This is a genomic window from Sinorhizobium sp. (genome assembly GCF_059070375.1).
On the sequence record NZ_JCACWC010000002.1, the window covers coordinates 499,772 to 526,753 of the forward strand.

24 protein-coding genes are annotated in these 26,982 nt (G+C 62.4%); 8 read left to right on the plus strand and 16 right to left on the minus strand.

What is annotated here, in order from left to right:
* Positions 1-23 precede the first annotated feature (23 nt).
* Positions 24-1,214: a class C beta-lactamase gene (ampC, locus tag AC5J09_RS06945; RefSeq protein WP_324763742.1), complete on the plus strand. Its 1,191-nt coding sequence runs from the start codon at positions 24-26 to the stop codon at positions 1,212-1,214.
* 85 nt (positions 1,215-1,299) lie between these two features.
* Here the strand turns inward: ampC and AC5J09_RS06950 are convergent, their stop codons facing one another.
* Together AC5J09_RS06950 and AC5J09_RS06955 are read right to left on the minus strand one after the other, a co-directional pair.
* Entirely contained in the window at positions 1,300-1,599 is a 300-nt protein-coding gene (locus AC5J09_RS06950; protein ID WP_100670339.1) for a hypothetical protein, read from the minus strand.
* 199 nt (positions 1,600-1,798) lie between these two features.
* Entirely contained in the window at positions 1,799-2,848 is a 1,050-nt protein-coding gene (locus AC5J09_RS06955; protein WP_100670338.1) for a LacI family DNA-binding transcriptional regulator, read from the minus strand.
* A 223-nt stretch (positions 2,849-3,071) separates the two neighbouring features.
* On the opposite strand from AC5J09_RS06955, the gene AC5J09_RS06960 reads away from it, so the two are divergent.
* The 6 genes from AC5J09_RS06960 (at position 3,072) to AC5J09_RS06985 (ending at position 9,304) form a co-directional block, all read left to right on the plus strand.
* Complete coding sequence (locus AC5J09_RS06960) at positions 3,072-4,103, plus strand: Gfo/Idh/MocA family protein (RefSeq protein ID WP_338281055.1); 1,032 nt, start codon at positions 3,072-3,074, stop codon at positions 4,101-4,103.
* 13 nt (positions 4,104-4,116) lie between these two features.
* Positions 4,117-5,019 (plus strand): sugar phosphate isomerase/epimerase family protein, encoded by a 903-nt coding sequence (locus AC5J09_RS06965; protein ID WP_100670336.1) that lies wholly within the window; start codon positions 4,117-4,119, stop codon positions 5,017-5,019.
* 63 nt (positions 5,020-5,082) lie between these two features.
* Positions 5,083-6,315 carry an ABC transporter substrate-binding protein gene (locus AC5J09_RS06970; protein ID WP_100670335.1) on the plus strand — a complete coding sequence of 411 codons (1,233 nt, stop codon included), beginning with the start codon at positions 5,083-5,085 and terminating at the stop codon, positions 6,313-6,315.
* A 114-nt stretch (positions 6,316-6,429) separates the two neighbouring features.
* Positions 6,430-7,332 carry a carbohydrate ABC transporter permease gene (locus tag AC5J09_RS06975; protein WP_100670334.1) on the plus strand — a complete coding sequence of 301 codons (903 nt, stop codon included), beginning with the start codon at positions 6,430-6,432 and terminating at the stop codon, positions 7,330-7,332.
* Positions 7,329-8,156 (plus strand): carbohydrate ABC transporter permease, encoded by an 828-nt coding sequence (locus tag AC5J09_RS06980; protein ID WP_004434577.1) that lies wholly within the window; start codon positions 7,329-7,331, stop codon positions 8,154-8,156. The genes AC5J09_RS06975 and AC5J09_RS06980 overlap by 4 nt, the downstream gene beginning before the upstream one ends.
* Entirely contained in the window at positions 8,153-9,304 is a 1,152-nt protein-coding gene (locus AC5J09_RS06985) for an ABC transporter ATP-binding protein (protein ID WP_494297215.1), read from the plus strand. Before AC5J09_RS06980 ends, AC5J09_RS06985 begins: the two co-directional genes overlap by 4 nt.
* A gap of 134 nt (positions 9,305-9,438) precedes the next feature.
* Here the strand turns inward: AC5J09_RS06985 and AC5J09_RS06990 are convergent, their stop codons facing one another.
* From AC5J09_RS06990 to AC5J09_RS07035, 10 genes are all read right to left on the minus strand, one after another.
* Positions 9,439-10,173 carry a FadR/GntR family transcriptional regulator gene (locus AC5J09_RS06990; RefSeq protein WP_018099140.1) on the minus strand — a complete coding sequence of 245 codons (735 nt, stop codon included), beginning with the start codon at positions 10,171-10,173 and terminating at the stop codon, positions 9,439-9,441.
* A gap of 18 nt (positions 10,174-10,191) precedes the next feature.
* On the minus strand, positions 10,192-11,160 hold the full coding sequence (yjfF, locus tag AC5J09_RS06995) for a galactofuranose ABC transporter, permease protein YjfF (RefSeq protein WP_018099141.1): 969 nt from the start codon (positions 11,158-11,160) through the stop codon (positions 10,192-10,194).
* Entirely contained in the window at positions 11,157-12,170 is a 1,014-nt protein-coding gene (locus AC5J09_RS07000) for an ABC transporter permease (RefSeq protein ID WP_375341905.1), read from the minus strand. The genes yjfF and AC5J09_RS07000 overlap by 4 nt, the downstream gene beginning before the upstream one ends.
* A gap of 8 nt (positions 12,171-12,178) precedes the next feature.
* Entirely contained in the window at positions 12,179-13,696 is a 1,518-nt protein-coding gene (ytfR, locus tag AC5J09_RS07005; protein ID WP_018099143.1) for a galactofuranose ABC transporter, ATP-binding protein YtfR, read from the minus strand.
* Positions 13,697-13,838: 142 nt separating this feature from the next.
* Positions 13,839-14,801: a galactofuranose ABC transporter, galactofuranose-binding protein YtfQ gene (gene ytfQ / locus AC5J09_RS07010; protein ID WP_494297217.1), complete on the minus strand. Its 963-nt coding sequence runs from the start codon at positions 14,799-14,801 to the stop codon at positions 13,839-13,841.
* 160 nt (positions 14,802-14,961) lie between these two features.
* Positions 14,962-16,008 (minus strand): glutathione synthase, encoded by a 1,047-nt coding sequence (locus tag AC5J09_RS07015; RefSeq protein WP_275599086.1) that lies wholly within the window; start codon positions 16,006-16,008, stop codon positions 14,962-14,964.
* Between the two features lie 11 nt (positions 16,009-16,019).
* Positions 16,020-17,909: a flavohemoglobin expression-modulating QEGLA motif protein gene (locus AC5J09_RS07020; protein ID WP_324763736.1), complete on the minus strand. Its 1,890-nt coding sequence runs from the start codon at positions 17,907-17,909 to the stop codon at positions 16,020-16,022.
* Positions 17,906-18,763 carry an N-formylglutamate amidohydrolase gene (locus AC5J09_RS07025; protein ID WP_324763735.1) on the minus strand — a complete coding sequence of 286 codons (858 nt, stop codon included), beginning with the start codon at positions 18,761-18,763 and terminating at the stop codon, positions 17,906-17,908. Before AC5J09_RS07025 ends, AC5J09_RS07020 begins: the two co-directional genes overlap by 4 nt.
* A gap of 39 nt (positions 18,764-18,802) precedes the next feature.
* Positions 18,803-19,015 (minus strand): hypothetical protein, encoded by a 213-nt coding sequence (locus AC5J09_RS07030; protein WP_494297218.1) that lies wholly within the window; start codon positions 19,013-19,015, stop codon positions 18,803-18,805.
* Positions 19,016-19,381: 366 nt separating this feature from the next.
* Complete coding sequence (locus AC5J09_RS07035; protein ID WP_018099150.1) at positions 19,382-20,473, minus strand: glycosyltransferase family 4 protein; 1,092 nt, start codon at positions 20,471-20,473, stop codon at positions 19,382-19,384.
* Between the two features lie 272 nt (positions 20,474-20,745).
* Between AC5J09_RS07035 and AC5J09_RS07040 the strand changes: the two genes are divergently transcribed.
* Positions 20,746-21,192: a YqaA family protein gene (locus tag AC5J09_RS07040; protein ID WP_018099151.1), complete on the plus strand. Its 447-nt coding sequence runs from the start codon at positions 20,746-20,748 to the stop codon at positions 21,190-21,192.
* A 14-nt stretch (positions 21,193-21,206) separates the two neighbouring features.
* Here AC5J09_RS07040 and AC5J09_RS07045 read toward each other — a convergent pair whose 3' ends face one another.
* The 4 genes from AC5J09_RS07045 to AC5J09_RS07060 form a co-directional block, all read right to left on the minus strand.
* Positions 21,207-23,426, minus strand: a complete 2,220-nt coding sequence (locus tag AC5J09_RS07045; RefSeq protein ID WP_494297221.1) for a copper-transporting P-type ATPase — start codon at positions 23,424-23,426, stop codon at positions 21,207-21,209.
* A gap of 25 nt (positions 23,427-23,451) precedes the next feature.
* A complete protein-coding gene (gene cueR, locus AC5J09_RS07050; RefSeq protein WP_026169068.1) occupies positions 23,452-23,895 on the minus strand; it encodes a Cu(I)-responsive transcriptional regulator in 444 nt (147 codons plus the stop codon).
* Positions 23,896-23,956: 61 nt separating this feature from the next.
* A complete protein-coding gene (locus tag AC5J09_RS07055; RefSeq protein ID WP_494297223.1) occupies positions 23,957-26,440 on the minus strand; it encodes a heavy metal translocating P-type ATPase in 2,484 nt (827 codons plus the stop codon).
* 199 nt (positions 26,441-26,639) lie between these two features.
* Complete coding sequence (locus AC5J09_RS07060; protein ID WP_324764626.1) at positions 26,640-26,861, minus strand: heavy-metal-associated domain-containing protein; 222 nt, start codon at positions 26,859-26,861, stop codon at positions 26,640-26,642.
* Between the last annotated feature and the right edge of the window lie 121 nt (positions 26,862-26,982).

Genomic DNA, 26,982 nt, shown 5'->3' on the forward strand with positions numbered 1-26,982 from the left:
GAACACGAGGCTAGACACCTGTCATGACAAAGATTTCCGCGACGAAATTCGCAGTGGCTGCGGCTGCTTTGCTCTGCTGCGGAGCCGGTGCGCACGCCGCCGACCGAGGCGATGAAGGACAGCTTGCACGCGTAGTGGACGAGACGATCCGGCCGCTGATGAAGGAGAATGGCGTTCCGGGAATGGCGGTCGCGGTCACCGCCCGCGGAAAGAGGTACATCTTCAATTACGGCCTCGCGTCGAAAGCGAGCGGGCAGAAGGTCACCGACGAAACGCTGTTCGAGATCGGCTCGATCAGCAAGACCTTCACGGCGACGCTCGCATCCTATGCCGAGGCGCGTGGGGACTTGGTCCTGTCCGATCCTGCCGGCAAATACCTGCCGGCGTTCGCCGGAACGAGCTTCGACGAGATCAGCCTTCTCGATCTCGGGACCTATGCCGCCGGCGGACTGCCCTTGCAGTTTCCCGATTCCGTTGCCGATCAGAAGAGCATGATCGACTACTACAGGGGCTGGCGCCCGACCTATGCCGCCGGCACGTACAGGCTCTACTCGAACCCGAGCATCGGCCTCTTCGGCTATCTCGCCGCAACGAGCATGGGCGAACCCTTCGCCGATCTGATGGAGAAGAGGATATTCCCGGCCCTCGGCCTGACGAGCACCTTCATAGCCGTGCCGCAGGACCGGCTGGACGACTATGCCTATGGTTATTCGAAAGCCGGCAAGCCCATCCGCGTCACGCGCGGCGTTCTCGACTCTGAAGCTTACGGCGTGAAAACGACCGCTGCCGATCTGATCCGCGTCGTTGAGGCGAACATGGATGGCACGAGCCTGGACGAGACGATCCGGCGCGCAATCGCCGCAACGCATACGGGATATTTCAAGGTCGGCCCCATGACGCAGGGGCTCGGTTGGGAGATGTATCCCTATCCGACGAAGCTCGACGATCTGCTCGCCGGCAATTCCAGCCGGATGGCACTCGAGCCGCACAAGGTCACCAGACTCGTTCCACCCGCGGCGCCCAGGGAAAACGTGTGGATCAACAAGACCGGCTCGACCAACGGGTTCGGCGCCTATGCAGCCTTCGTCCCGGCCGAGCGCATCGGCATCGTGATGCTGGCCAACAGGAACTACCCGATTCCTGCCCGCGTGAAAGCCGCATACCGGATCCTGTCGACGCTCGAGAGCGACCCCGGATCCGCAGACGCCCGCTGACGCCGGCCGCCATCGTGCCGCGCTCCGATCGGGCGCGGTGCCAGACCCGCATGACGAGAAGTGCGGTTCTCGACGCCTCGGTTATTCAATAACCCCTCGGGGGTACAAACAGACAGATCGTCTTCCCATAGGCTTTACCCGCCGCAGAGCACCAGTGGTACTCGCCGTCCGGCGACATTCGGACCCTGCTGTCGGCATAGGGGAGGACTTCGCCAGTTGCTCTGACGATATAGCCTTGCGGTCGCTCGCTGATCGCGGTCTGCGCGACCTGGCGGCAATCCATTGTTGAACAGCAGGCGCTCGGATACTGCCAACCGCTTGGAGCGTCGTGGGCAAAGGCCGTCGTTGCGGACAGCCCGGCGAGTAGGAAGAAAAATCCGCGCATGGGGTCTCCTTTCAGGAGCAGTCACCGATCCGGACTGCAGCCGGCAGGTTCCTACGGCGGCGTGTGCCCAAGCGCAGAACCCGCCCAGCACTTTGCGTGCTCCATGACATTGCCCCGCAATCTGCTCGGATTTAAGGAATCATGCAGCAAGCTTCAAACCTGCGGATCGGTAAAATGATCCACCTCGGCGGGGCTTATGTCAGCCACGACTTTCGTCGCCATTGACGAGAAAGCCGTCGCTTTCGCCCTCGACCAGTTCCATCGGCCAGACCGCGTTTACCGGCGCTTGCGGATAATGGTGCTTGAAGGCAGGCATGGTCGACAGAAGCGTTTCCGCAAGCGCTATGCCGAGGTTGCGCAGCGACAAGCGAAAGCAGGTGAGCGGCGGCGAGAGAAAGTGTGCATGCGGGCTGTAGCGCCCGATCACCGCAATGTCGCGGCCCGGCCTGACGCCCGCTTCGGAGAGGCCCTGGTAGAAACCGATGGCAATCGTCTCATTGACGAGCAGGGCCGCCGTCGGTCGGTCCTCGAGCGCCAGGAGCTCGCGCGCGATCTGATAGCCGCCGGTCTCGTTCGGCGTCGATCGGAAGATCAACTCTTCCTCCAAGGGAAGGCCATGCGCGGCAAGCGCTTCTCGGCAACGGTCGACGAAGATGTAGCCGAGGTTGGCATCGTCGTGCGGACGGGTGACCGCGATGCGGCGATGTCCGCGCGCAACCAGACGGTCGATGGCAATCTGCGCCATTCCCTCGAAATCGAGGTCGAGCCAGGGGCGGCCGGCATCCGTCAGGCTTCGGCCGAGCGTTACGAAGGGGATGTTGCGTTCGGCCAGAAACTCTATGCGCGGATCGTGGCGCCGCGTTGCCGAAAGGATCAACCCGTCGGCAAAACCGCGCGCGACGACGCGGCGCAGGTAATCGGTCGGATCTTCCTCCGACGAGCAGAGCAGGGCAACGAGGTCGAGCTTGTGCCTGGCGAAAACCGCCTGCACGCCGTCGAAGACGCTCATGAAGAACGTGTCGCCCTGGCCGGTGATCTCCGTTCCGGTCTGCATCATGAAGCCAATGATGTTGGTGGTGCCCTGCCTCAGGCTGCGGCCAGACTGGTTCGCCACATAGCCGAGCCTTTCAGCCGCCTCCAGGACACGCCTGCGCGTCTCCTCATTGACGTCGGGGCGGCCGTTCAGTGCGCGCGAAACGGTTCCGATCGAAATATCGAGATGTTGCGCCAGGCGCCGAATTCCCTTCATGCGAAGCGCTTTTCCTCTCTGGTCACCGGTGACTCGACCGGCAATCGACACGAGCGAGATACTGTGCAGTTGAACCGGTCAGGCGGCCATAAGCAGTCCGCCATTCCCCCGGCACCGGCCCAGTTTTCCGAATCCCTATTGACATGTTTCGGAAAGTCCGCATAGTTCCGTAAACGTTTACGGTGGCTGAAACAAGCCGGAAACGCAGGTTTGCGGGAGGAGAATGGTGATTTTGCGCGCAGTTCTGTGCGGGTGCGGAGCTATGGCCAAAGGTTGGCTCAAGGCGATCGCCGCGGACCGCGAACTCCAGTCGGCAATCCGGGTCGTCGGGCTTGTCGACGTGAACCCCGAAGCGGCTCGTGCGCTCGCGGCGGAGTTCGAGATCGAAGACGCCGTTGTCGGTTCGGACCTCGATAGCGTGTTGACGGAAGCGGCACCCGACATCCTCTTCGACATTGTCGTACCGACGGCGCGCCGCGACGTGGTCGCCACCGCGCTCAGGCATGGCTGTCACGTGCTGAGCGAAAAGCCGATGGCGGCCTCGCTCGAAGCCGGCCGCGAGCTGATCGAACTCGCCAGGAATGCGGGCAGGATCCATGCAATCGTACAGAACCGCCGCTTCATCTCCGGCATACGCCGCATCCGCCGCTTTATCGAAAGCGGCGCGATCGGCGATCTGACGGGCATCCATTGCGACTTCTTCATCGGCGCGCATTTCGGTGGTTTTCGCGAAGAGATGGAGCATGTGCTGCTTCTCGACATGGCGATCCACACCTTCGATGCCGCCCGGTTCATCGCCGACAAGACGCCGCTCGCCGTATATTGCCACGAAGAAAACCCGCAGGGCTCCTGGTACGCGCACGGCGCGGCCGCCACCGCGATATTCGAGCTTTCCGACAATGTGACCTTCACCTATCGCGGTTCCTGGTGTGCCGAAGGGGCCAATACGAGCTGGGAAAGCGAGTGGCGGATCATCGGCACCAAGGGCACGCTGCTCTGGGATGGCGCCGAGGCGCTGAGCGCCAACCGTGTCGCCGGCAGCGAGGGTTTCTTCCGGCCACTCGTACCGGTCGAAGTTCCCGAACCAGCCGATCCGCTTGAGACGCACGGACATGCCAGCGTCATCGCCGATTTCGTCGCTGCGGTCCGATCCGGTACCAAGCCGGAGACAGCGGGCGACGACAATATCAACAGCCTTGCCATGGTCTTTGCGGCGATCGAAAGCGCCCGCACCCGGCAACGCGTGACAATCTGAAGTGAGGCATCTGATGAGCAATCCAGCCAAATCCATCCGCGTCGGCACCATGATCAGCGCCACAAAGGGCGAAGCCGCCAAGCGCATAGGCGAGATCGCCGATCTTGGGTTCGAAAGCTTCGAACCCTTCTTCTGGCAGACCACCAACGGCCAGGATCTTGCCGAGCTCGGCAAGCGCTGCCGTGAGGCGATCGGCGACCGCGACATCACGATCTCGACGCTCGGCATGTTCGGCAATCCGCTGGAGGAGACCGACATCGACCTCCAGAGCCTGCAGGGCTGGAAGGACTGCATCGACAACGCTCACCATTTCGGCGCGACATGCGTTGCCGGCTTTACCGGACGCATCCGCAACCGGCCGCTGACCGACAGCCTGCCGCGCTACCGCAAGGTCTGGCGCGAGCTCGCCCAGCGCGCCGCCGACAAGGGCGTAAAGATCGCCTTCGAGAACTGCGCCATGGACGGCAACTGGGCAACCGGCGACTGGAACATCGCTCACAATCCGGACGCCTGGGAACTCATCTTCAACGAGACGCCGGACGATAACATCGGCCTGGAGTGGGAGCCTTGCCACCAGATGGTCTATCTGATCGATCCGCTGCCGCAGATCCGCAAATGGGCGCACAAGATCTTCCATGTGCACGGCAAGGACGCGACGATCCGCTGGGACGTCATCCGCGAGCACGGCATCTTCGGCAAGGAGAAGTTCGTCTTCATGCGCACGCCCGGGTTCGGCGACAGCAACTGGACCGACATCATCTCGGAACTCCGGCTCGCCGGCTGGTCCGGTTCGATCGACATCGAAGGCTGGCATGACCCGGTATATCGCGATGCGCTGGAAATGACGGGCCAGGTGCACGCTCTGAATTATCTGAAAGGCTGCCGCGGCGGCGACTTCGTCGCCGATCCGGCCTGAGACATGCCCGACGGCCGGCACGGGGGGCGCCGGCTGCGGAAAAACCCGAAAGAGGAGGAGTCCATGGGTATCCGTAAATTTGCAATGCTGGGCGCATTCGCCCTTGCCAGTGTTTCCCTGCCGGCGTTTTCGGCAAGCGCCGAGGACGTCACGATCAGCGTCTGGTCGCTCGACCGGGACATCCAGCCGGCGCCTAACTTGATAAAGGATTTCAACAAGCTGAACACCGGCATTAAAGTGGAATATCGGCAAATCCAGTTCGACGACGTGGTCAGCGAAGCCATGCGGGCCTATTCGACGGGGCAGGCGCCGGACATCATCGCTGTCGACAATCCCGAACACGCGCTCTTTGCGTCCCGCGGTGCATTTCTCGATCTGAGCGAGATGATCGCGAAGTCCTCGGTCGTCAAGCCGGAGAACTACTTCAAGGGGCCTCTCGCCTCGGTGACCTGGGATGGCAAATATTACGGCATTCCAAAGGCCACCAACACGATCGCCCTTTACTACAACAAGGACATGTTCAAGGCGAAGGGCCTGGACCCGAACAAGCCCCCGCAAACGTGGGACGAGCTCGTCGAGGCGGCGCGCAAGCTGACCGACCCGGCTCAGAACGTCTACGGCATCACCTTCTCAGCCAAAGCCAACGAGGAGGGGACATTCCAGTTCCTGCCCTGGGCGCAGATGGCCGGTGGCGGTTACGACAACATCAACGCCGAGGGCGCGGTCAAGGCGCTCGACGTCTGGAAAACGATCATCGACGAGAAGCTCGCCTCGCCGGACACGCTGACGCGTAGCCAATGGGACGCCACCGGTACTTTCAATTCCGGCAACGCGGCCATGGCGATCTCCGGCCCCTGGGAAATCGATCGCATGCTCGAGGAAGCGAAGTTCGATTGGGGCGTAGCGCTGCTGCCCGTACCGGAAGTCGGCGCCGAACGCTCTTCGGCCATGGGCGATTTCAACTGGGCGGTCTTCGCAAATACCGAGCATCCGGAAGAAGCCTTCAAGGTTCTCGAATATTTCGTTTCTCAGGACGACCGGATGTTCAAGGACTTCGGACAGCTGCCGCCGCGCTCCGACATCGCTATTCCGGCGACCGGCGAACCGAAAAAGGACGCGGCACTCCAGGTCTTCGTGGAACAGCTGAAATATGCGAAGCCCCGCGGCCCCCATCCCGCGTGGCCGAAGATCTCCAAAGCCATTCAGGACGCCATCCAGGCGGCGCTTACCGGGCAGATGAGTTCCAAGGAAGCGCTCGACCAGGCGGCCGAGAAGATAAAGGCGGTTCTCGGCTGATTGTCGCGACGATCCGCCCAGGATTTTCTCCCGAGAGAGGCGATCCCCGGCTTCGGCCGGGGTCGCCGCTGCACAGGCCGCGCGAGACTCGGCCCAAGGGACAGGTGATCGCCAATGAAAAGAATTCTATCGAGCATAACGGATGGCAGGGGCTTCGATATCGGTCTTGTGAGCTTGCCGCTCGCATTCCTGTTCATCCTCTCCGGGCTGCCGCTTGTCTACAATGTCGTGATGAGCTTCCAGGAAGTCGACATGTTCAGCCTCGGCAGCTTTACGCGGCCGTTCGTAGGCTTCAAGAATTATATCGACCTTTTCGCTCAACCCGAAACCTGGCCCATTCTCCTCAACACGGCCATCTTCGTGACCGCCTCGATCGCCGGACAGTTCCTCATAGGCTTCGGTCTCGCGCTCTTCTTCTGGGTCAATTTCCCCGGTGCGTCGTGGCTGCGCGGCCTCTTCCTCGTCTCCTGGGTCATGCCGGGCCTCGTTGTCGGCGCCATCTGGAACTGGATTCTCTCGGGCGATTTCGGCGTCCTCAATTTTCTGCTGCGGGAAACAGGCGTGATTTCCGGCAACATCTTCTGGCGTTCGGACCCGAACTATTCGCTCTGGGCCGTGATCATCGCCAATATCTGGCTCGGCACTTCATTCAACATGATCCTGCTATCGGTCGGCCTGTCAGGTATTCCGAAGGACCTCTACGAGGCGGCCGAGCTCGACGGTGCCAATGCGTTCCAGCGCTTCTGGACGATCACTCTGCCGATGATGCGCTCGACGATCGGTGCCATTGTCGCGCTGGGGCTCATCTTCACTTTGCAGCAGTTCGATCTCTTCGCCGCCATCACGTCCGGAGGACCGAACAACACGTCCAATGTCACGCAATACTGGGCCTGGGACCTTTCCTTCCGTCAGTATGATTTTGCCAAGGGCGCGACGATCTCGGTCATCATGATCGTCTTCGTGATGTTCGCCTCCGTCGTCTATGTCCGCTCGACGCGTCATGAGGTCAGAGGATGAGTGACACTTTCCGCAACCGGTTGATGCTGGCTGTCGCGCTCGTGCTCGCCGCCATCTATCTCTTCCCGCTCTACTGGATGTACATCACCGCCCTGAAGACCGGCTCGGCGATGTTTGCCACCCCGCCGAAATTCTGGCCGAGCGAGCCGCAATGGAGCATCTACGCCTTCGTCTGGGAGAGCCGCAACATGGCGCGGTATCTCTGGAATTCGCTCGTCATCGCTTTCGGCTCGGTGGCGCTGATCGCCGTGCTCGGCGTCGGCTGTGCCTATGTGCTCGCGCGCTATCGCAACGTCTGGGTGGACATCGGCCTGTTCCTCATCCTGATGCTGCAGGTGTTGCCCGCTTCCCTGATGGTGACGCCGATTTTCGTCGGCTTCTCGCAAGTGGGCCTCCTCGATACGCCGCGTCTTGCCGTGATCCTGGCGATCGCTGCCAAAAGCATGCCCTTCTTCGTGGTTCTCGTCCGCGCAACCTTCATGAGCGTGCCGATGGAGCTCGAAGAGGCAGCGCTCGTCGACGGCAATTCGCGCATCGGCGCCTTCTTCAACATCGTGCTGCCGCTCGCCCGCAACGGCATTCTCGTCAGCGCGATCCTGATCTTCATGCAGGCCTTCGGCGAATTCGTCTATTCGAAATCGATGATCCAGGCCGTCGAGCTGCAGCCCGCAAGCGTTGGCCTCAACACCTTCATGGGCCCGAACACCAATGAATGGAACAATATCATGGCCTATGCCACGATCTATGTGACGCCCATCCTTGCCGCTTTCATCCTCTTGCAGCGCCGCATCGTTTCCGGCCTCACTTCAGGAGCCCTCAAATGACCCTTCAGATCGAGCTCAACGGCGTCAACAAGTTCTACGGTTCCTACCACGCACTCAAGGACATCGACCTCGCGATAGAGGAGGGGACCTTCGTCGCCCTTGTCGGGCCTTCCGGCTGCGGCAAGTCCACGCTCCTGCGGTCATTGGCCGGGCTCGAGAAGATTTCGGCCGGTGAGATGAAGATCGCGGGGGCGCGGATGAACGACGTTCCGCCGCGCAAGCGCGACGTCGCAATGGTCTTCCAGTCCTATGCGCTCTACCCCCATATGACGGTGGAGGAGAACCTGACCTACAGCCTGCGCATACGCGGCGTGAAAAAGGCCGACGCATTGAAGGCGGCGGCCGAGGTGGCGACGACCACCGGCCTTTCCCATCTCATGAAGCGCTATCCTCGCGAACTTTCGGGCGGGCAACGCCAGCGGGTCGCGATGAGCCGCGCCATCATCCGTCATCCCAAGGCATTCCTCTTCGACGAGCCCTTGTCCAATCTCGATGCGGCGCTGCGCGTGCATATGCGCAAGGAGATCCGGGCGCTGCACGACCGGCTGGGGGCGACCTCAGTCTATGTGACGCACGATCAGATCGAGGCAATGACCATGGCGGACCATGTCGTCGTCATGCGCGACGGCGTCATCGAGCAGCAGGGCCGCCCGCTCGATCTTTACGACAGGCCGGCCAACCGCTTCGTTGCCGGGTTCATCGGCTCGCCGGCGATGAACTTCATCCCCGCGGTCGTGCAGGACGACGGCGGCCACCTGGCTCTGGACCTCGGCGCAACAAAAGCGAGGCTCTCGCTCATCGACCCGGTATCGCCGGGGGCGTCGGTCACCGTCGGCATTCGGCCCGAACACATCCGCATCGTCGGCGCGGGGCAGGGTGCCTTCGACATTCCCGTCGGCGTCGTGGAGTCGACCGGCTCGGCCACCTACATAACTTCGGCGACCCAGCCGGAACTCATGGTCGTGGAGACCGGACGCTCCGCTGCATCGGGCGGGGAGCTTATCGGTCTGGCGATAGACCCGAAGCAATTGCATCTCTTCGATGCGGAAACGGGCAAGCGCCTCGAACCCAAAAGAGCGCAATTGGACGCCCAAATTACGCCTCGCGCCGCCCCTCATCCCGCTGCCGCGACCTTCGCCCCGTCTTGACGGGGAGAAGGGGCAAGCGGCTGCGTCACAATCCTCTCAGCGGGTCGCAAGTGAGGCGGAGGGTCCGCGAGTCCCCTTCGCCCCGCCTGCGGGGAGAAGGTGGCCGGCAGGCCGGATGAGGGGCCATCGCGTCGCTAACTCTCCCGCCCCTTCAGATCCATGATCAACCGCTCCTGACCGACGCGGATCACATGCTCCATCGCGCTGCGTGCGCCTTCCTCGTCGCGGCGCCGGATCTCCTCGACGATGCGGATGTGCGCGATCGCGACGCGGTCGATCTCCGTTTCATCGGCTGTCGGGCTGGTAAGCTGAAAAACGCCCATCAGCGCCGCCTCGATCAGGCTGCCGACCGTTCGCATGAATGGATTGAGCGAGGCCTCCAGGAGGCGGAGGTGGAATTCGAGATCGGCGAGCGCCAACGTGTGGGGGCTGTGGCCGGCATCGCCCATCGCGACGGCAAGCCGCATCATCCGGGCGATGTCCGCGTCGCTGGCACGGCGTGCTGCCAGTGCCGCCGCATAGGGTTCGAGGGCCAGCCGCACCTCGCTCACATGACGCAGGAAATCCTCGTCGACACCGGCACCGAAATGCCAGGTGAGCACATCGCTGTCGAAGAGGTTCCAGTGAGTCCGGGGCAGCACCCGGGTGCCGATGCGGGCGCGGGCGACGACAAGGCCTTTGGCGGCGAGCGTCTTCATCGCTTCGCGCAGCACGGTGCGCGATACGTTGAAGCGCGCAGCGAGATCGGTGTCGCCGGGTAGCGTGTCGCCGACGGAAAACTCGCCGCTGACCACCGCCTGGCCGAGTTCGTCGACGACGAGCCTGTGGCTCGTGCGTTTGCCCCGTTGGCTACCGAAGATTCCCGGCATGGCGCGCGGACCCCGCGGCTACGCCCGCTGCCGTTCGGGGCGCGACAGGTGGATGATCCCCTTCTGCAGCAGGATGAAGGCAAAGAGCAGGAGTCCGATCAGGATCTTCGTCCACCAGCTCGAAAGCGTGCCGTCGAACGTGATGTATGTCTGGATGAGACCCTGGATGAGGATGCCGACCAGCGTTCCGGCAACGAAGCCGGATCCGCCGGTGAGCAGCGTCCCGCCGATAACGACGGCGGTGATTGCGTCCAGCTCGACACCGACGGCGGCCAGCGAGTATCCGGCGGAGGTATAGAGTGAAAAGACGATGCCCGACAGGCCGGCCAGCAACCCGGACAGCGCGTAGATACGGATCGTGGTGGCAGCGACCGGAACGCCCATGAGCTTCGCCGTCGCCGTGCCGCCGCCGAGCGCGTAGATATTCGTGCCGAAGCGGGTGCGGTGGGCGATGAGAATGCCGACCGCGAAGACGAACAGCATCAGGCCGCCTATGAGGGTGATGCGCCCGCCGCCGGGCAACTTGAAATAGAGGCTCTTCAAGGTCGTGTAGAAGGGATGCTTGATCGGAATGGAGTCGATCGACAGTACGAAAGCCATGCCGCGGGCGAGAAACATGCCGGCGAGCGTAACGATGAATGCCGGCATTTCGAGATAATGGATGATCGCGCCCATCAGCGCTCCGAACAGCGTCGTGATGGCCAGCAGCAACGCGAAGGCGACGAGCGGATGCATGCCGCCTTGCTCCAGCACGACGGCCAGAAAGACACCGGCAAATGCGATCACAGCGCCGATCGACAGATCGATGCCGCCCGAAAGGATGACGAAGGTCATGCCGACGGCGGCGATGCCGAGGAAGGCATTATCGGTCAGAAGGTTTCCGATCACGCGGGTCGAAAGCATGTTCGGATACTGCGCGACGCAGAGCGCGTAACTTAAGACAAAGATCAAGATCGTTGCCGTAAGTGGAAGATATTTCTGCTTCATTTCGCTTCTCGCTCGGTCGGCTTGCCGGCTGCCTTCGGGATACTCAGAAACGAGACCCCCGTGCGGAAGCGCGGTGACTGGAGCACCAGGATGAAGATGATGATCGCTGCCTTGATGATGAGGTTGAACTCGGGCGGGAAGCCGGACAGGAGAATGCCGGTATTGATCGCCTGGATGATGACGGCGCCCAGCACAGACGCCGCAATGCTGAAGCGGCCGCCGAGCAGCGACGTGCCGCCGACGACCACCGCAAGGATGGCGTCGAGTTCCAGCCAGAGCCCGGCATTGTTGGCATCGGCACCGCGGATGTCGGCGGCGGCGATGATGCCGGCGATCGCGGCGCAAAGGCCCGAGAGCACGTAAGCGGCCACCAGGAGGACGGGCGTGAGCACGCCCGAGAGCGTGCTTGCCTGGCGGTTGATGCCGATCGCCTCGACAAGCATGCCGAGTGCCGTCCGTCGAACGAGGAGCGCAACGATGAGGCCGAAAACCAGCCAGATGACGATCGGCATGGGCAGGCCCGCAAAGGAACCGCTACCGATGAAGATCAGACCGGGGTGGTTGAAAGTGAGAATGGTCCCCTCGGTGATGAGTTGGGCTATGCCGCGCCCAGCCACCATCAGCACGAGTGTCGCGATGATCGGTTGGATGTCGAGGAAGGCGACCAGAACCCCGTTCCAGATGCCGCAGATGATGCCTACCGCGAGCGTCGCGAGCAGGGTCTCTGCAAGCGAATGCCCGGACGTGATCAGCGAGGCGGCAACCGCGCCGCAGATCGCCATCACAGCGCCGACGGAAAGATCGATCCCCTTGGTGGCGATGACCACGGTCATTCCGATCGCCAGAAGAACGACGGGCGCGCCGCGGTTGAGGATGTCGATCATGCTTCCATACAGACGGCCATTCTGGATCTGCAGGTTTAGAAAACCGGGAAAGACAATTGAAATCGCTATGACAATTGCCGTCAACGCGATGAGCTGCGGCAGCAGGCGGCCGGCGTAGGTCCGCATAATCGGAATCAAGACGCTTCCCTCCCGTTGGTCGCAGCGATCGCTTCGACGATCCGATGTGCAGTCAATTGAGCGCCATCGAGTTCGGCGACGTGGGCGTGGTCGCGAAGGACGACCACCCGCGTGCTGTAGGCGACGAGTTCTTCTATTTCAGAGGAGATGACGATGAGCGACATGCCCTTCTCGCGCAGGCTCTCGATGAGCCTGATGATTTCCGCATGCGCCCCGACGTCGATGCCACGCGTCGGCTCGTCGAGGATGAGCAGTTCCGGTTCGGTCGCGAGCCAGCGCGCCAGAATGGCCTTTTGCTGATTGCCGCCGGAAAGCAGCCTGATCGGTTTCTCGCGATCCGCGGTGCGGATATCGAGTGCCCGGATGTAGTGGTCCGCGAGACGATTCTGCTCCGCGCGCGGGATCGGGCGGGTCCAGCCGCGCCTTGCCTGAAGGGCGAGCACGATGTTCTCGCGCACGGACAGATCGCCGACGATGCCCGCGGTCTTGCGGTCCTCCGGGCAGAAGCCGAACTTCTGCCGGATTGCGGCACGCGGCGAGGAAAGATCGACCGTCCGGCCTTCGATCTCGGCGGTACCGCTATCGGCACGGTGGGCGCCGAAGAGGATTTCTGCGGTTTCCGTCCGCCCCGAGCCGAGCAGGCCCGCCATGCCGACGACTTCGCCGGCGCGGACATCGAGATCGAAGGGGTCGATCTTTCCGCGGCGGCCAAAGTTTCGAAAGCGGTAGCGTGGCTCACCCGCGACCGCGTCGGAATGGGCGGAATGGATCTCCGTCGCCAGTTCCCGACCGATCATCATTGCGATCAGCTCGCGCCGATCGAGATCGGCCGCATTGCGCGTGCCGACCAACTGCCCGTTCCGCAGAACGGTGATGCGATCGGAGATGGCGTAGACCTGCTCGAGGAAGTGGGTGATGAAGATGATGCCGAGCCCGCGTCCCTTGAGGCGCCGTACGATGCGGAAGAGCATCTCCACCTCGTGTGCGTCGAGGCTCGCGGTCGGCTCGTCCAGGATCAGAACCTTGCCGGAAAGATCCACGGCCCGGGCGATGGCCACGACCTGCTGTATCGCTACGGAATAGCTCGCAAGATCACGGGTGACGTCGATGTCCAGTTCGTATTCCGCGAGCAGTTCCCGCGCCTTGCGGTTCATGGTGCGCGTGTCCACCATGCCGAAGCGGCGGGGCTGCCGTCCGAGAAAGAGGTTCTCGGCAACAGTGAGGTTCCCCAGCAGGTTGACCTCCTGGTAAACGGTCCCGATGCCCAGCCTCTGGGCATCGAACGTGTCGCGCGGGTCGGCCTCGGTTCCGTCGAGCAGCATGCTGCCGCCATCCCGGCGATAGGCGCCGGTCAGGCATTTGATGAGCGTCGACTTGCCGGCGCCGTTCTCCCCGAGGAGCGCGTGAACCTCGCCGCGCCGCAGATGAAAATCCACCTTGTCCAGCGCCTTCGTGCCGGGAAAGCCCTTTTCGATCCTTGTGGCCGAAAGGATATTGTCGCTGCTGGTCTGCATGGCTGCCGTCTCTGGAATGCCGCCTGACGAACGAGCGGGCGTCCGTTCGATGGGAATGGCCCGCGGCGGCTGCCGCGGGTTCTAGCTCAGTGCGCTCGGCCCGATAATCGGTGCCGATTTTTCGGGCCGAGCACTGGCGGGATCAGTAGCCGAGGCCCTTCTTTTCTTCGTAGACCTTCATCGGATCATCGGCCTGCGTGTAGAGCTTCGATTCCGTCTGGATCCATTTCGGAGGCTCTTTGCCGTCCTTGAGGAAGGCGGCAAGCGCGTCGAAGGCGGGGCCTGCCATGTTCGGCGTGAGCTCGACCGTCGCATTGGCTTCGCCGGCAGCCATCGCCTGGAAGATATCCGGAACAGCGTCGATCGAGACGACGAGGATGTCCTTGCCGGGCTTCATACCGGCTTCCTTGATCGCCTGAATCGCGCCCACCGCCATGTCGTCGTTATGGGCGTAGAGCGCACAGATGTTCTTGCCACCGTCCTCGGCCTTCAGGAAGCTTTCCATCACTTCCTTGCCCTTGGTCCGGGTGAAGTCGCCGGTCTGGCTGCGGACAATCTTCAGGTTGTCGTTGCCGGAAAGCGCCTGCTCGAATCCCTTCTTGCGGTCGATCGCCGGCGAGGAGCCGGTGGTGCCCTGAAGTTCGACGACGTTGCACGGCTTGCCCGCGACGGTATCGACAAGCCATTTGCCGGCCACGCTGCCTTCGTGGACGAGATCGGAGGTGACCGCCGTCAGGTAGAGATCGTCGGAGGCGTCGACGGTCCGATCGAGCAGGATGACCGGGATCTCCGCGTCCTTGGCCTCCGCCAGGACTTCATCCCAGCCGGTGGCGACGACCGGAGCGAGAAGGATGGCATTCACCCCTTGCGCGATGAAAGAACGGATCGCCTTGATCTGGTTTTCCTGCTTCTGCTGCGCGTCGGCGAATTTGAGGTCGATGCCGCGCTCTTCCGCCTGCTGCTTCGTCAGCGTCGTTTCGGCTGCACGCCAGCCGGATTCCGATCCGATCTGAGAAAAGCCGACGACCAGTTCGGCGGCCGAAGCGCTGCCGAAAGTGCAGGCAGCAAGGATCGTTGCACTCGCAAGTGCCTTCACGATTTTCATGATTTCCTCCCAAAGAAAGCTGCTCTTCCATGCAGCTGATCGAGAAAAAATCATACTATATTACTTTTGTAAACTCACTTTTGCTGACGACGGGACGCGTCGGTGGATTCGCCCACAGAACGTGCAGTGCGCGAGACCGGAAGAGCATGCCGGCGCGCGGTCAAAGGACCGCTAACGTGCGGTTCGGAATGGTCCCGCGGTAGAGTTCGTGGATTCGCAGTTTGTTTTCCAGCGCGATGATGATCTCTTCGCTGAAGTCCACACCGCAGAGCGCTGCAATCTCGGGAAGACCGCCCGGCGTGAAGACATTGGCTTCCAGCACCTTGTCACCGACTATATCGAGCCCGACCAGGAACATGCCGTCTTCGATGAGCTTGGGGCGAAGCCGTTCCGCGATCTCGAGGATCTGAGGCGTAACGGTCGCGGCTTCCGGCTTGCCGCTCACATGCATGTTCGAGCGGACGTCGCCCTCGGCAGGAACGCGCCGGAAGGCGGCGTAGACGCCGTCGCGCTCGAGCGGCCTGCCATTCAACAGGAACAGACGAATGTCGCCGGCGACCGCGTCGGGAATGTAGTTCTGCGCGATCAGGTAGCCGCCGCCGCTGGCGACCTCGAAGATCTGGTTGAGATTGGCTTCGTCCTTGGAGTTGATCTTGAAGACGTTCTTGCCGCCGGAGCCTTGCAAGGGTTTCAGGATAGCCCCGCCCGGGTGATCCTCGATGAAGCTGCGGATTTCCTCGATGCTTCTCGAGATCAGGCTGGTTGGCCGGATGATCTCGGGGAATTCCTGAAAATAAAGCTTGTTCTGCGCGAGCGACAACCCGTCCGGGTCGTTTACGACCAGAATGCCGCGCGCGGCGGCGAGCCGCCCGAAATTCGTGCCGACATAGACTGCCCAGGGCCGCGTGTCCGCGTCTTCGGAAGGGTCGTTCCGCAGGAAAAGCACCTGAACCTCACGCAAATCGAGCGTGGTGATCTGCGCCTGCTCTCCCTTGAGCGCTGTGAGCAGCGTCTCCGGCTTCTTCGGCTTCGTGCCTTTCAGCGTCGTTGCGCGGATCAGGAGGCTGTCGTCGGGGCGCAGCACGAAATCGCCCGGCGTGACGTAGCAGACCTCGTGACCGCGTGCGAGCGCCGCGAGCGCCAGCCATGTCGTCGTGTAATAGGGGGCTTCGCCTTCGATGGAGTTGACGAAAAAAGCGATGCGCATGTGAGCCGCTCCTATTGCCGCAGCATATCGAGTGGAGCCATCCGCTCGCGCGCTCTGGCAAGCCGCGACGGCGCTTCCGGACCATCCAGAAACATGGGTCGAACCGAAGGACCGCCGAGCAGACCACGGGCATGAAGTTCCTGCATGACGGCAAAATGGGAGGCGGCGATCTTGCCCATCCAGAAGGGCTCAAGCGCGCCCCCGGCTGCGAGATGATCGAGGAGTTCCAGAAGGCCCCGCAGGTAGATCGCGTCCTTGACGAGGCCACCGCCGCGATATACCCGCAGAACGACGTTGAAGGCGTCCGCCCTCTGGAATCCGTGTTCCTTGACGAGCAGGCGGTACACCTCCGGCAAGGACGCGCCATCGATCATCGCGGCGCAGGCGAGCACACGGGCGGCGAGAAGACGCAGCCGCTCGCCGGTCATTCCCCCCGAAAGATATTCCGCGAAGACCGCAAGGCCCTCCTGCATTCCTTCATACCCGGCAAGACCGGAGCGAAACAGGCGAAGCCCCTGCGCCGATCCATTGAAATAGGTCAGGAGGTGAACGCCGATTTCGTGGCTGAGGATCGGATCGACACGACCGGGCTCCATGACCGTGCTGCGCGCGATCAAAAGCCGCCTTCCCGAAACCAGCAACCCGGCGGGAAGATCGTCCCGCACCTCCACGAGCGCTTCGAAGCCCGCATACTGCCGGGCATATGCGGCGATCATCTCGCCCGCCCGCATTTCGACGAAACGGCTGTCGGCACCGCGTTCGGCGGGTGCTTGCGGGTGCGCGGCGATTTTCCGGGTGCGGGCGAGGATCTCTTCGGCCGCGCGCAGGAGGTCCGGCTCGACCGGACCGTACAGTGCACGGCCGAACTCGATGAACTTCTTCGTTTCACGGGCGGAGAGCATCGTCAGCTGCAGATCGACTTCCTGCTGCTTTTCACGGTAGAGTTGATAGAGCACCGGGTCTTCGAGGTGATCGAAGGGGATCGAGAACAGCGTCTTCTTTGCGGCTTCGATCTCGATGATCAAAGGCCGGTAGAGGAAACGCGGCGCGCGCGCGAAATCGCTCGCCGCGAATTCGCTCCAGGCGGCTTCCGCGTTTATCGGCGTGACGGCGAGAAGAAAATCGAAGCTCGAGGCGACTTCGTCGACGCTGCGGTCGGTGCGCTCCACGGCATCGATGAATGCCTTTCTGCCGAGGGCGCGATGGGTCGGGAATTCGAGGCTGCGCGTCGACCGGGCGAAGGCGGCGAAGGCGTGCAGGGCGGCATCGAAGATGCTCGCGATCAGCCGCTCGCGCACTTCCGGGAAGATCCGGCCGGAATTGCGCTGCCGGTAGACCGGAGCGAAACGAACCCGCATCGAGGGGAATGGCAGATCGAGCGTCTCTCCCTCCAGTGCGGAATCCTGCGGCCGTTCATGGAGCTCGACCCGCGGCGTTCGGAACTTCGCGGGGATCGCTTCGACGGCCTCGACGAAGGCCATTGCTGCGGCTCGGATATTTGCCTCGGCCCCGGCCATCACTTCGACCTTGAAGGGCGGCAGCAAAGGCGCATGGTCGGTCAGGAGCTCATCCTGCGCGAGTTCGTCCATTTCGAGCACCATGAAGGCGCCGAAGCGACGCTCGAGCAGCTTTCCGATTGCGGCGACGATAGGTTTCGCCGTGGCAGCATCCGGGGCGAGCAGGTGGGAGGCGTTCGCGCGGACCACTTCGCGCGCAACGGGTGCCCCGTCGCTGCCGGCCAAGTGCACGCAGAGAAAGGGCAGGGCGCGGTCGATGTGGAGGCGTCCGCCGCCTTCGAACTCCTTGCGCACGGCCCTGCCTGCCTCGATTGCGGCCAGCGCCTCCGCCAGCCAATCGGGAGGATCGACCCCCGCCTCGATGGGTATGCGCGCAAGCTTCATCGACCCTGCTCCAAAGCGTCGTTGAGTGCCGGCAGCGTCGAGGCGAGCAATCTTCTGAGCGCTGCGAGCACTTCGGGGCGCGGCTCGCCCGTCCATTCCTCCATGAAGACCTTCTTGAATTCGACCGCGATGGCACAGCCCGTGTCGGGGAAGTGCTCATGGATGAAGCGCGTCTGTTCGCCCCGCCCCTGAAAGGCGATGTTTTCGCGCACGTCCAGTGGTCGGCCGGGAAAATCGAAGGAGCGAAGCGCCGCCATGAAGCTGTCGACCACGTGCGCCCATTTTCGGCGGTCCATCGAGATTGTGCCGATATTGATGTCCGGCGCATCGGTCGAAAGCGTCGGCTCCGCTTCCGGTCCGGCACGGCGATGATTGTAGCTGTGAACGTCGATGACGACAAAGCGTCCGTGGCAACGTTCGATACCGGCCAGGAACGATGTCAGCATCGCATAATACTCGTCGTGCATGGAAAGGGATGCATCGACGAGGGCCTGCGGCGGTTCTTCCGCCCACACGTCCAGGCCCCAGGCCTGTTCCGGCCGCAGGTAGACTGCGCCGCCGCGGGGACGATTGATGTCCACCTCGAACCGCGAACGATGGACGATGATCCGATTGGCGAAGTCGCGGATCAGGAATTCGGTGAAGGGATCCTCCTCCCGCAGACGTTCTTCTTCGGAAATCGCGAACATGCGCCGCACCGCGGCACGCGTGGCATGGCCGTCGTGAATGGCGGTCGCGACGACGGGCGTATCGCCACGGTGCTGGGTCCACCAGGCGGATGTGGCGGATGGCGTCAGATCCAGCAACTGTTCAGAGGCAAGATTCATGTCCGTCGCTTCCGCGGGCGCGTTCACGGATTAAAATTCCGGATCGCGATTTCGGTTCCAGGCGCCTCAGGCACGATTGATCGTCGGAAGGAGGAGTTCCACTTCGCGCTGCATCTGCGGCGACAGCGTCTCGATGTTCGTCCTCCAGAAGTCTTCCGCCTCCTTGGGCTCGTTCTCCCAATTCCTGACCGATGTCTGGTTATCGTCGATGACCACCCGGCGATGGCCGCCGAGATGCAGGTACTCGGTCGCAAGTTTACGCGCGTTCGTCAGTTCCATGGCTCTACTCCAGGTCTTGAGTTTCGCGACGCCAGCCGGCTGCCACATATGCGAAAACGCTCCGGGCTTCTGGACGTTCCCGGTCCATTGCGACTTTGATCCTGCTCCCGATTCTACCGGTCCGGAGGCAAAATCCGGTTTGACGCCAACGACTAAGCCATCAGTCTCATGACGTCAGAAGCCGGTAGGCCAGATAGGCGACGGCGAAACTTGCAGCAAAGCCGAGCGCCACGAGGAACCCGTTTCGGAGCAACAGGAGCGAGCCCTTCATGAACGGATAACGCCTGACGCGATGGCATCCTTCGCGTCAGGCGTCTTTCGTCAAAGGCGCCGCAGAAAAATCTTATCTGTCGTCCGATGCGTTCCTCATGCCGCCTCGAGGCCGACTTTCTTGGGCTCGCCTTGCGGGGTGGGGGCGGTCTGCCTCAGGACACCCGGAAGGTTCTGGTAAATGTCGAGATAATCGCGTGTCATCCGTTCGGTAGTGAACCGTCTCTCGAAGCTTTCGCGAACCTTACGCCTGTCGAGTTCCAGCACCCGTTCGAGGCTTTCGATCGCTTCGTCGACCGTGTCGACCAGGATCCCCGACACACCGTCGTCGATCACCTCCGGCGCCGAGCCATAGCGGAAGGCAAGCACCGGAGTGCCGCAGGCCATCGCCTCGATCATCACGAGGCCGAACGGTTCCGGCCAGTTTATCGGAAAAAGGAGTGCTGCCGCATTGCCGAGGAAGTCCGCCTTCTGGTTTTCGTCTATCTCGCCGATGTATTCGACGTTGGAATGGCTTGCGACGAGAGGTTCGACGACTGCTTCCCAATAGGCGCGATCCTGGGCGTCGATCTTCGCAGCGATCTTCAGAGGCATGCCGGTCCGTGCGGCGATTTCGATCGCGCGGTCGGGACCCTTCTCCGGTGCAATGCGCCCGAGGAATGCCAGATACGCGTCAGATCGTCTTTCCCGCAGCGCCAACACCGTCGGGTCCAGTCCATGCAGCACAGTGCCCCTCCAGTTGACCGGCGGCATCGGCGCTCGCTGGTGCTGCGAGATCGAAACCAGGGGGATATCGGGGAAGGCGAGATAGAAGGGTTGCAGATCGGGCAGATCGAGGCGTGTATGAAGTGTCGTCACCGTCCTGTCGGCGAAATCTCTGATCAGGGGGAAATGGAGGAATTCGATATGGAAATGCAGAACGTCGAACTGAGGCGCGCGGCGGCGGACCTCTTCCAGCATTGCGATGTGATGGGGAAGGAAATCTTGAACTTTCGCATTGAGCCTGAGCGCGACATCGCAACAGGGCACCAGCTCGGCACTTGTAAGCGAATCGCCGCTGGCAAAAAGGGTCACGTCATGGCCCAGCCTTACGAGTTCTTCGGTCAGGCAATGGACGATTCGCTCCGTGCCTCCGTAAAGCTTCGGCGGGACGCGTTCTGCAAGGGGTGCGATCTGCGCAATTTTCATCGCTCAACTCCTGATATCGAGGGGCGTCGGCAGGACGTACCTCGGCGATAAAAAGGATGTTCTCACCCCTGCACAATTGTCGGAGAGCCGCTCTTGTTCCGGAGTGCCGGCTGTGTTTGCAGAGTTGGACCGCGCGCACGCACCTGCGGCTGCATGGCCGCCCGCCTTACAGCCGCAGGGAAGCTATGCGCGCCACTTCTGGTAGCGATGGCGTGACGATAATAACCAAGGGTTTTATGATGATGTCGACCAGTGAAGAGACCTGAGAACCCATGACCGCAGCTTACGCCGGCCTCTTCCTCGTCGCCTTCGGGGCAGCCACCGTCCTGCCGTTCCAGTCCGAGCCGTTGCTGGTGGGGCTGCTCGCTTCAGGCAAGTTTTCGCTCGTGGCACTTATCGTCGTGGCTAGCCTCGGCAATATCCTCGGAGCCGTATGCAATTGGTTCCTCGGGAGGTTCATCGATCGTTTTCACGACAGACCATGGTTCCCGGTGAAGGAGGCGTCGCTTGAAAGGGCAGGCGGATGGTACCGGCGTTACGGCCGCTGGACCCTGCTTCTCTCCTGGATGCCCGTTTTCGGCGACGCCTTCACCGTGATCGCCGGCGTCTTGCGCGAGCCGCTCTGGTCCTTCCTGATCCTCGTCGCCATCGCCAAGACGGGCCGATACGTCTTCCTTGCCGCGGCCACTCTCGGCGCCAAAGCCGTTCTCGGTTTCTGAGGCGCTCGCATTTGCTATATCCGGACGCCTCTCAGTCTCAGTGAATTGGCGATTACGCTGACCGACGAAAGGGCCATTGCCGCCGCTGCGATGATCGGTGAGAGCAGGAGGCCGAAGCTAGGATAGAGAATGCCTGCGGCGACGGGGACTCCCGCAGCGTTGTATATGAAGGCGAAAAACAGGTTCTGGCGGATGTTCTTCATCGTCGCATGGCTTAACTGCCGTGCCCGGGCGATTCCCTGAAGGTCGCCTTTGATCAAGGTCACGCCTGCGCTCTCGATTGCCACGTCCGTCCCGGTCCCCATGGCAATGCCGACATCGGCCGCGGCGAGCGCGGGGGCGTCATTGACACCGTCTCCAGCCATGGCGACGATACGTCCGTGCTGGCGCAGGCGCGCGACGATTTCGCTTTTGTGATCCGGAAGCACTTCGGCCTCGACTTCTTCGATCCCGAGTTTGCGTGCGACGGCTTTGGCGGTGGTCTTGTTGTCCCCGGTGAGCATGACGACACGGATGCCCTCATTGATCAATGTTCGCATGGCATCGGGGGTTGTCGCCTTGATGGGATCGGAAATCGCGAAGAGACCGCCCGCGCGGCCGTCGATGGCCACGAAAATGACGGTTGCTCCTTCGCCGCGAAGACGTTCGGCTTCTTCCGCAAGGGCTGACACATCGACGCTTTCTTCTTCCATGATCCGGTGGCTGCCGATGATCAGCTTCCGGCCATCGACCGAACCCGTGACGCCTTTGCCGACCGGGCTGTCGAAATCCTCCGCCTTGCCGAAGGTTAGACCGCGCGCCGCCGCGGCGTCGACGATTGCGTCTGCCAGCGGGTGCTCACTCCCCCTTTCGAGGCTTGCGGCCAATTGGAGAAGCTCATTCTCGCCCAGCCCTTCGGTCGCGACGATCGACGTCACCCTGGGCTTGCCCTCGGTGAGCGTTCCTGTCTTGTCGACCACCAGCGTATCTACTTTCTCGAACCGCTCCAGTGCCTCGGCATTCTTTATAAGCACGCCCAAACGCGCGCCGCGCCCTACGCCGACCATGATCGACATCGGTGTGGCGAGACCGAGGGCGCAGGGGCAGGCGATGATGAGCACCGCGACAGCAGCGACAAGGCCGTGAATGAATCGCGGCTCCGGTCCGAGCCACATCCAGGTGGCGAAGGCGGCGACGGCGGTCGCGATGACGGCGGGAACGAACCAGCCGGAGACCTCGTCGGCCAGACGCTGGATAGGGGCGCGCGAGCGCTGCGCTTCGCCTACCATCCGCACGATCCGCGACAGCATGGTATCGCGTCCCACCTTGCCCGCCTCCATGACGAAGCCACCCGTCTTGTTCACGGTGCCGCCTATAAGGTGATCGCCGGCTTCCTTGGTGACCGGCATGGATTCGCCGGTGATCATCGACTCGTCCACCGAACTGCGGCCTTCGATGAGCTTGCCGTCTACAGGCACTTTCTCGCCCGGCCGCACGCGCAGCCAGTCACCGACGGCCACGGTTTCCAGGGGTACGTCCACTTCGTTACCCTCACCTTCGATGCGGCGAGCGGTCTTGGGCGCAAGGTCGAGCAACGCTCTTATGGCGCCGCCCGTCTGTTCGCGGGCGCGCAGCTCCAGAACCTGGCCGAGCAGGACCAGCACCGTAATCACGGCAGCCGCTTCGAAATAGACCGCAACCGCTCCGCCGTCGGAACGGTACGTTGCCGGAAACTGGCCCGGCGCTGCTGTTGCGACGACGCTGTAGACCCAGGCAGCTCCAGTGCCCATGGCGATCAGCGTGAACATGTTCAGGTGCCGCGCTATGATGGACCGCCATGCCCTTTCGAAGAACGGCCAGCCACCCCACAGGACCACCGGCGTGGCAAGGACGAGCTGCAGCCAATTCGACATTTGCGGCGTGAGGAGCATGTGTAGATCGACGAGATGGCCGCCCATCTCCAGTATCAGCACAGGCATTGCCAGGACGAGACTGATCCAGAACCGCCGACGCATGTCGGCGAGTTCCGGGCTCGGTCCTGTTTCATTAGTCGCGATTTCCCGCTCCAGCGCCATGCCGCAGATCGGGCAGTTCCCGGCGCCGACCTGTCTTACCTGCGGATGCATGGGGCAGGTGTAGATCGCGTCCTCTGCCTGAGCGGCGACCGCGCGCTTTTGCGTGCGGGCCTGGTTCTCGCCTTGCGCATTATGGCGGTGATGGTGGTGTCGATCCCCATGATCTTTTTGATCTGCCATCGAAGTCTCCATTCCGAGTTGGACGCTATTTCAGCGACGCGACGCCGAAGCGGGGATTGACCTCGGTATTCACCCGGGCGGACCCGTTCGCGATTTCTTCGATGATCGGGCAGTCCGGCCGATCGTCGCCGTGACAATGGCCCGCGAGATGCTTGAGCGTCCGCGTCATTTCCTGGATGGCGGCTATCTTGCGTTCCAGTTCCGCGATGTGTTCCAGGGCGACCGCCTTGACGTCGGAACTCGCCCTGGACCGATCGCGCCAGAGGGCAAGCAGTTCCTTGATCTGCTCCACCGAAAACCCCAGATCGCGTGCCCGGCGCACGAAGCGAAGCGTATGGACGTCGTTGTCGCCGTAAGTCCGATAGCTGGACGCGGTTCGAAGGGCGGGACTGATAAGCCCGATCTGTTCGTAGTAGCGGATCATTTTGGAGGAGACGCCGCTGGCCTTGGAGGCTTCGCCGATATTCATGTGTTTCTCCTTTTCTGCGGGCGTGGCTTACGGCCGGCCGGTCGCCCTCGCACCTGCGCCTTCATGCCGGGTTGACCGATTTCAGCCGCAAAGCATTGCCGAGGACGAAAACGCTCGACATCGCCATGGCCGCTGCCGCGAAAATCGGCGAAAGCAGGATGCCATTCACCGGGTAAAGCACGCCGGCTGCGACCGGTATGAGACTGACGTTGTAGGCGAATGCCCAGAACAGATTCTGTTTGATGTTCAGGATCGTCGCCTTGCTGAGCGCGATCGCCTTCGCAACGCCGTTCAAGTCGCCGGACATCAGCACGACGTCGGCGCTTTCTATCGCGATGTCGGTACCCGTCCCGACGGCGATGCCGACATCCGCTTCGGCGAGAGCCGGCGCATCATTGATGCCGTCGCCGATGAACGCGACCGAGCGGCCGTCGTGTCGAAGCTTTCTGATCGCCTCGACCTTGCCTTCCGGCAAGACCTCGGCGACGACCTCGTCAATGCCGAGCTTTCTGGCGATCGCCTCGGCAGTGAGGCGGTTGTCACCGGTGATCATCGCCACTTTGAGGCCGAGCTCATGCAGGGACTTGATCGCCTGAGGCGTCGTTTCCTTGACCGGATCCGACACTGCGATGATCGCCGCCAGCCGCCCGTCGATGGCCGCATAGAGCGGCGACTTGCCACTGGCGCCGAGCCGCTCGGCCTCGGTCGAGAAACCGGAAACGTCGATCCCGCTCGTGGCGAGCGCTCGGTCCGCGCCGACCAGCACCTGCCGCCCGGACACCGATCCGCTTACGCCAAAGCCGGGCGTCGCTTCGAAGCCGGCGACCGCGGCCGTCGCGATCCCCTTGGACTTTGCCGCCGACACGATGGCCTCCGCGATCGGATGCTCGGAAAGCGTTTCGAGACTCGCGACGAGGAAGAGCACTTCGTCGGCCTCGAAGCCCTCTGCAGCGACGAGGTCGGTCAGTTCCGGGCGGCCCTTCGTCAAAGTCCCGGTCTTGTCGAGCGCGACCACGTCGGCGTCGCGCAGGCTCTGGAGAGCCTCTCCCTTGCGGAACAGGATGCCGAGTTCGGCGGCGCGGCCGGTACCGACCATGATCGAGGTCGGGGTCGCCAGGCCCATCGCACAGGGGCAGGCGATGATCAGGACCGCGACAGCATTCACGAGGGCGAATGAGAGCGCAGGCGAGGGGCCGAAGGCGTACCAGGCGGCAAAAGTCAGCACGGCTGCGAGAATCACGGCCGGAACGAACCATCCGGTAACCCTGTCGACCTGGGCCTGGATCGGCAGCTTCGAGCCTTGGGCGGCTTCGACCAGTTTGATGATCTGCGCAAGCAGCGTGTCGTTGCCGACCTTGGTGGCCTTGAAGGTGATGGACCCGGTCTTGTTGATCGTGCCGCCGACCACCGCGCTGTCGGCCGTCTTCCGGATGGGAAGGGGTTCACCGGTGATCATCGACTCGTCGACATAGGAGCTGCCGTCGATGACCGTGCCGTCCACGGGGATCTTCTCACCGGGCCTAATGCGGATGACGTCACCGGCCACGACCTCGCTGATTTGCGCCTCGACGAATTCGCCGCCGCGCAGCACGAAAGCCGTTTTCGGCTGCAGGCCGACGAGCCGCTTGATCGCCTGACTCGTGCGACCCTTCGCCCGTGCTTCGAGATAGCGGCCGAGGAGGATCAGGGTGACGATCACGGCAGCGGCCTCGTAATAGACATTCGCCGTTCCCGAAGGCAGAACGCCGGGGCTGAAGGTCGCCACGACCGAATAACCCCATGCGGCGGTGGTCCCGAGGACGACCAGCGAGTTCATGTCGGGCGTCCAGCGCAGAAGGTTCGGCACGCCCTTCCGGAAGAACCGCAGCCCCGGTCCGAAGAGGACGAACGTGGCGAGTGCAAACTGAAGGTACAGATTGTTTCGCATGCGGATCGTACCCATGATCAGCTCATGGACGCCTGGAATGAAATGTGACCCCATTTCGACCAGGAAAAGCGGAAGGGTCATCAGCGCCGAGATCGTCACGGCGTATCTGAGAGAGCGGAGCTCGGTGGCGCGGTGATCCTCTTCGCCTGCCGAAGCCTCGGCGGCCTTCGTCTTGCGAAGCTCGTATCCGGCACCGCGGACTGCAGCTTCGAGGGCGGACATGTCGACGGTTCCGGAAAGCAGGCGCACGGTCGCCTTCTCCGTCGCAAGATTAACGGCCGCATCCGCAACGCCTGGGACGGCCTTCAACGCCTTCTCTACGCGAGAAACACAGGAGGCGCAGGTCATGCCTTCGATCTGGAGTTCCTCGGTGGCGATCCTCGGCGCGTAGCCGGCTTTCTCGATCGCGCGGAGCACCGCAGGCGTGTCCGGCTCTCCATCGAACCGAACCGTTGCCCGTTCCGTCGCCAGGTTGACATTCGCAGAGGCCACACCCGGCACCGCGGTGATCGCCTCTTCGACGCGTCGGACGCAGGAGGCACACGTCATGCCCTCAATGCCGAAGTCGGTGGGAATCGGAAGCGGTGTGGATTTTTCGATCTTTTTCAGTGCAGTCATCGGAAGGTCCTTTCCAAACTGCACCCTTCATAATCCTTCCAATAATGGGAAGGTCAAGCACCTTTGCGTGTTTTCTTCCCTCCACGGCAAGCAGCAGCGGGAGTGCCTAGGGTCTTCGGCTCGGAAGGACGTCGTATCAAATACTTGGAGCGGTTCGGTGAAACACCGAACCGCTCCAACCTCCGGCCTTACGGGGCATTCAGATGCCTTGGCTGCAGCAGGCATTGCCAATGGACGCCTTGTAACCGGCATTCTCAATGGCGGCGACAAAGGCAGCGGGACCAATGTCGGACTCGATCGATGCGATTTTCGCCCGGAGATCAACGGTGACCTTGGCGTTCGGATCGACTGATTTCACCGCCTTTTCGACGGTGCCGGCGCAGTGGCTGCAGGTCATATCGGATATGCTGATATCGTACATGGAACACCCTTGCTTCACGAAACCGCCACAGCATGCATCTTCCAACGATGTCAGGGTCAAGGGAGCGCCCGGACTTTATTTTCGGGCGCTACGGCCCGTTCACCGCCACTTCAGCGGTGTT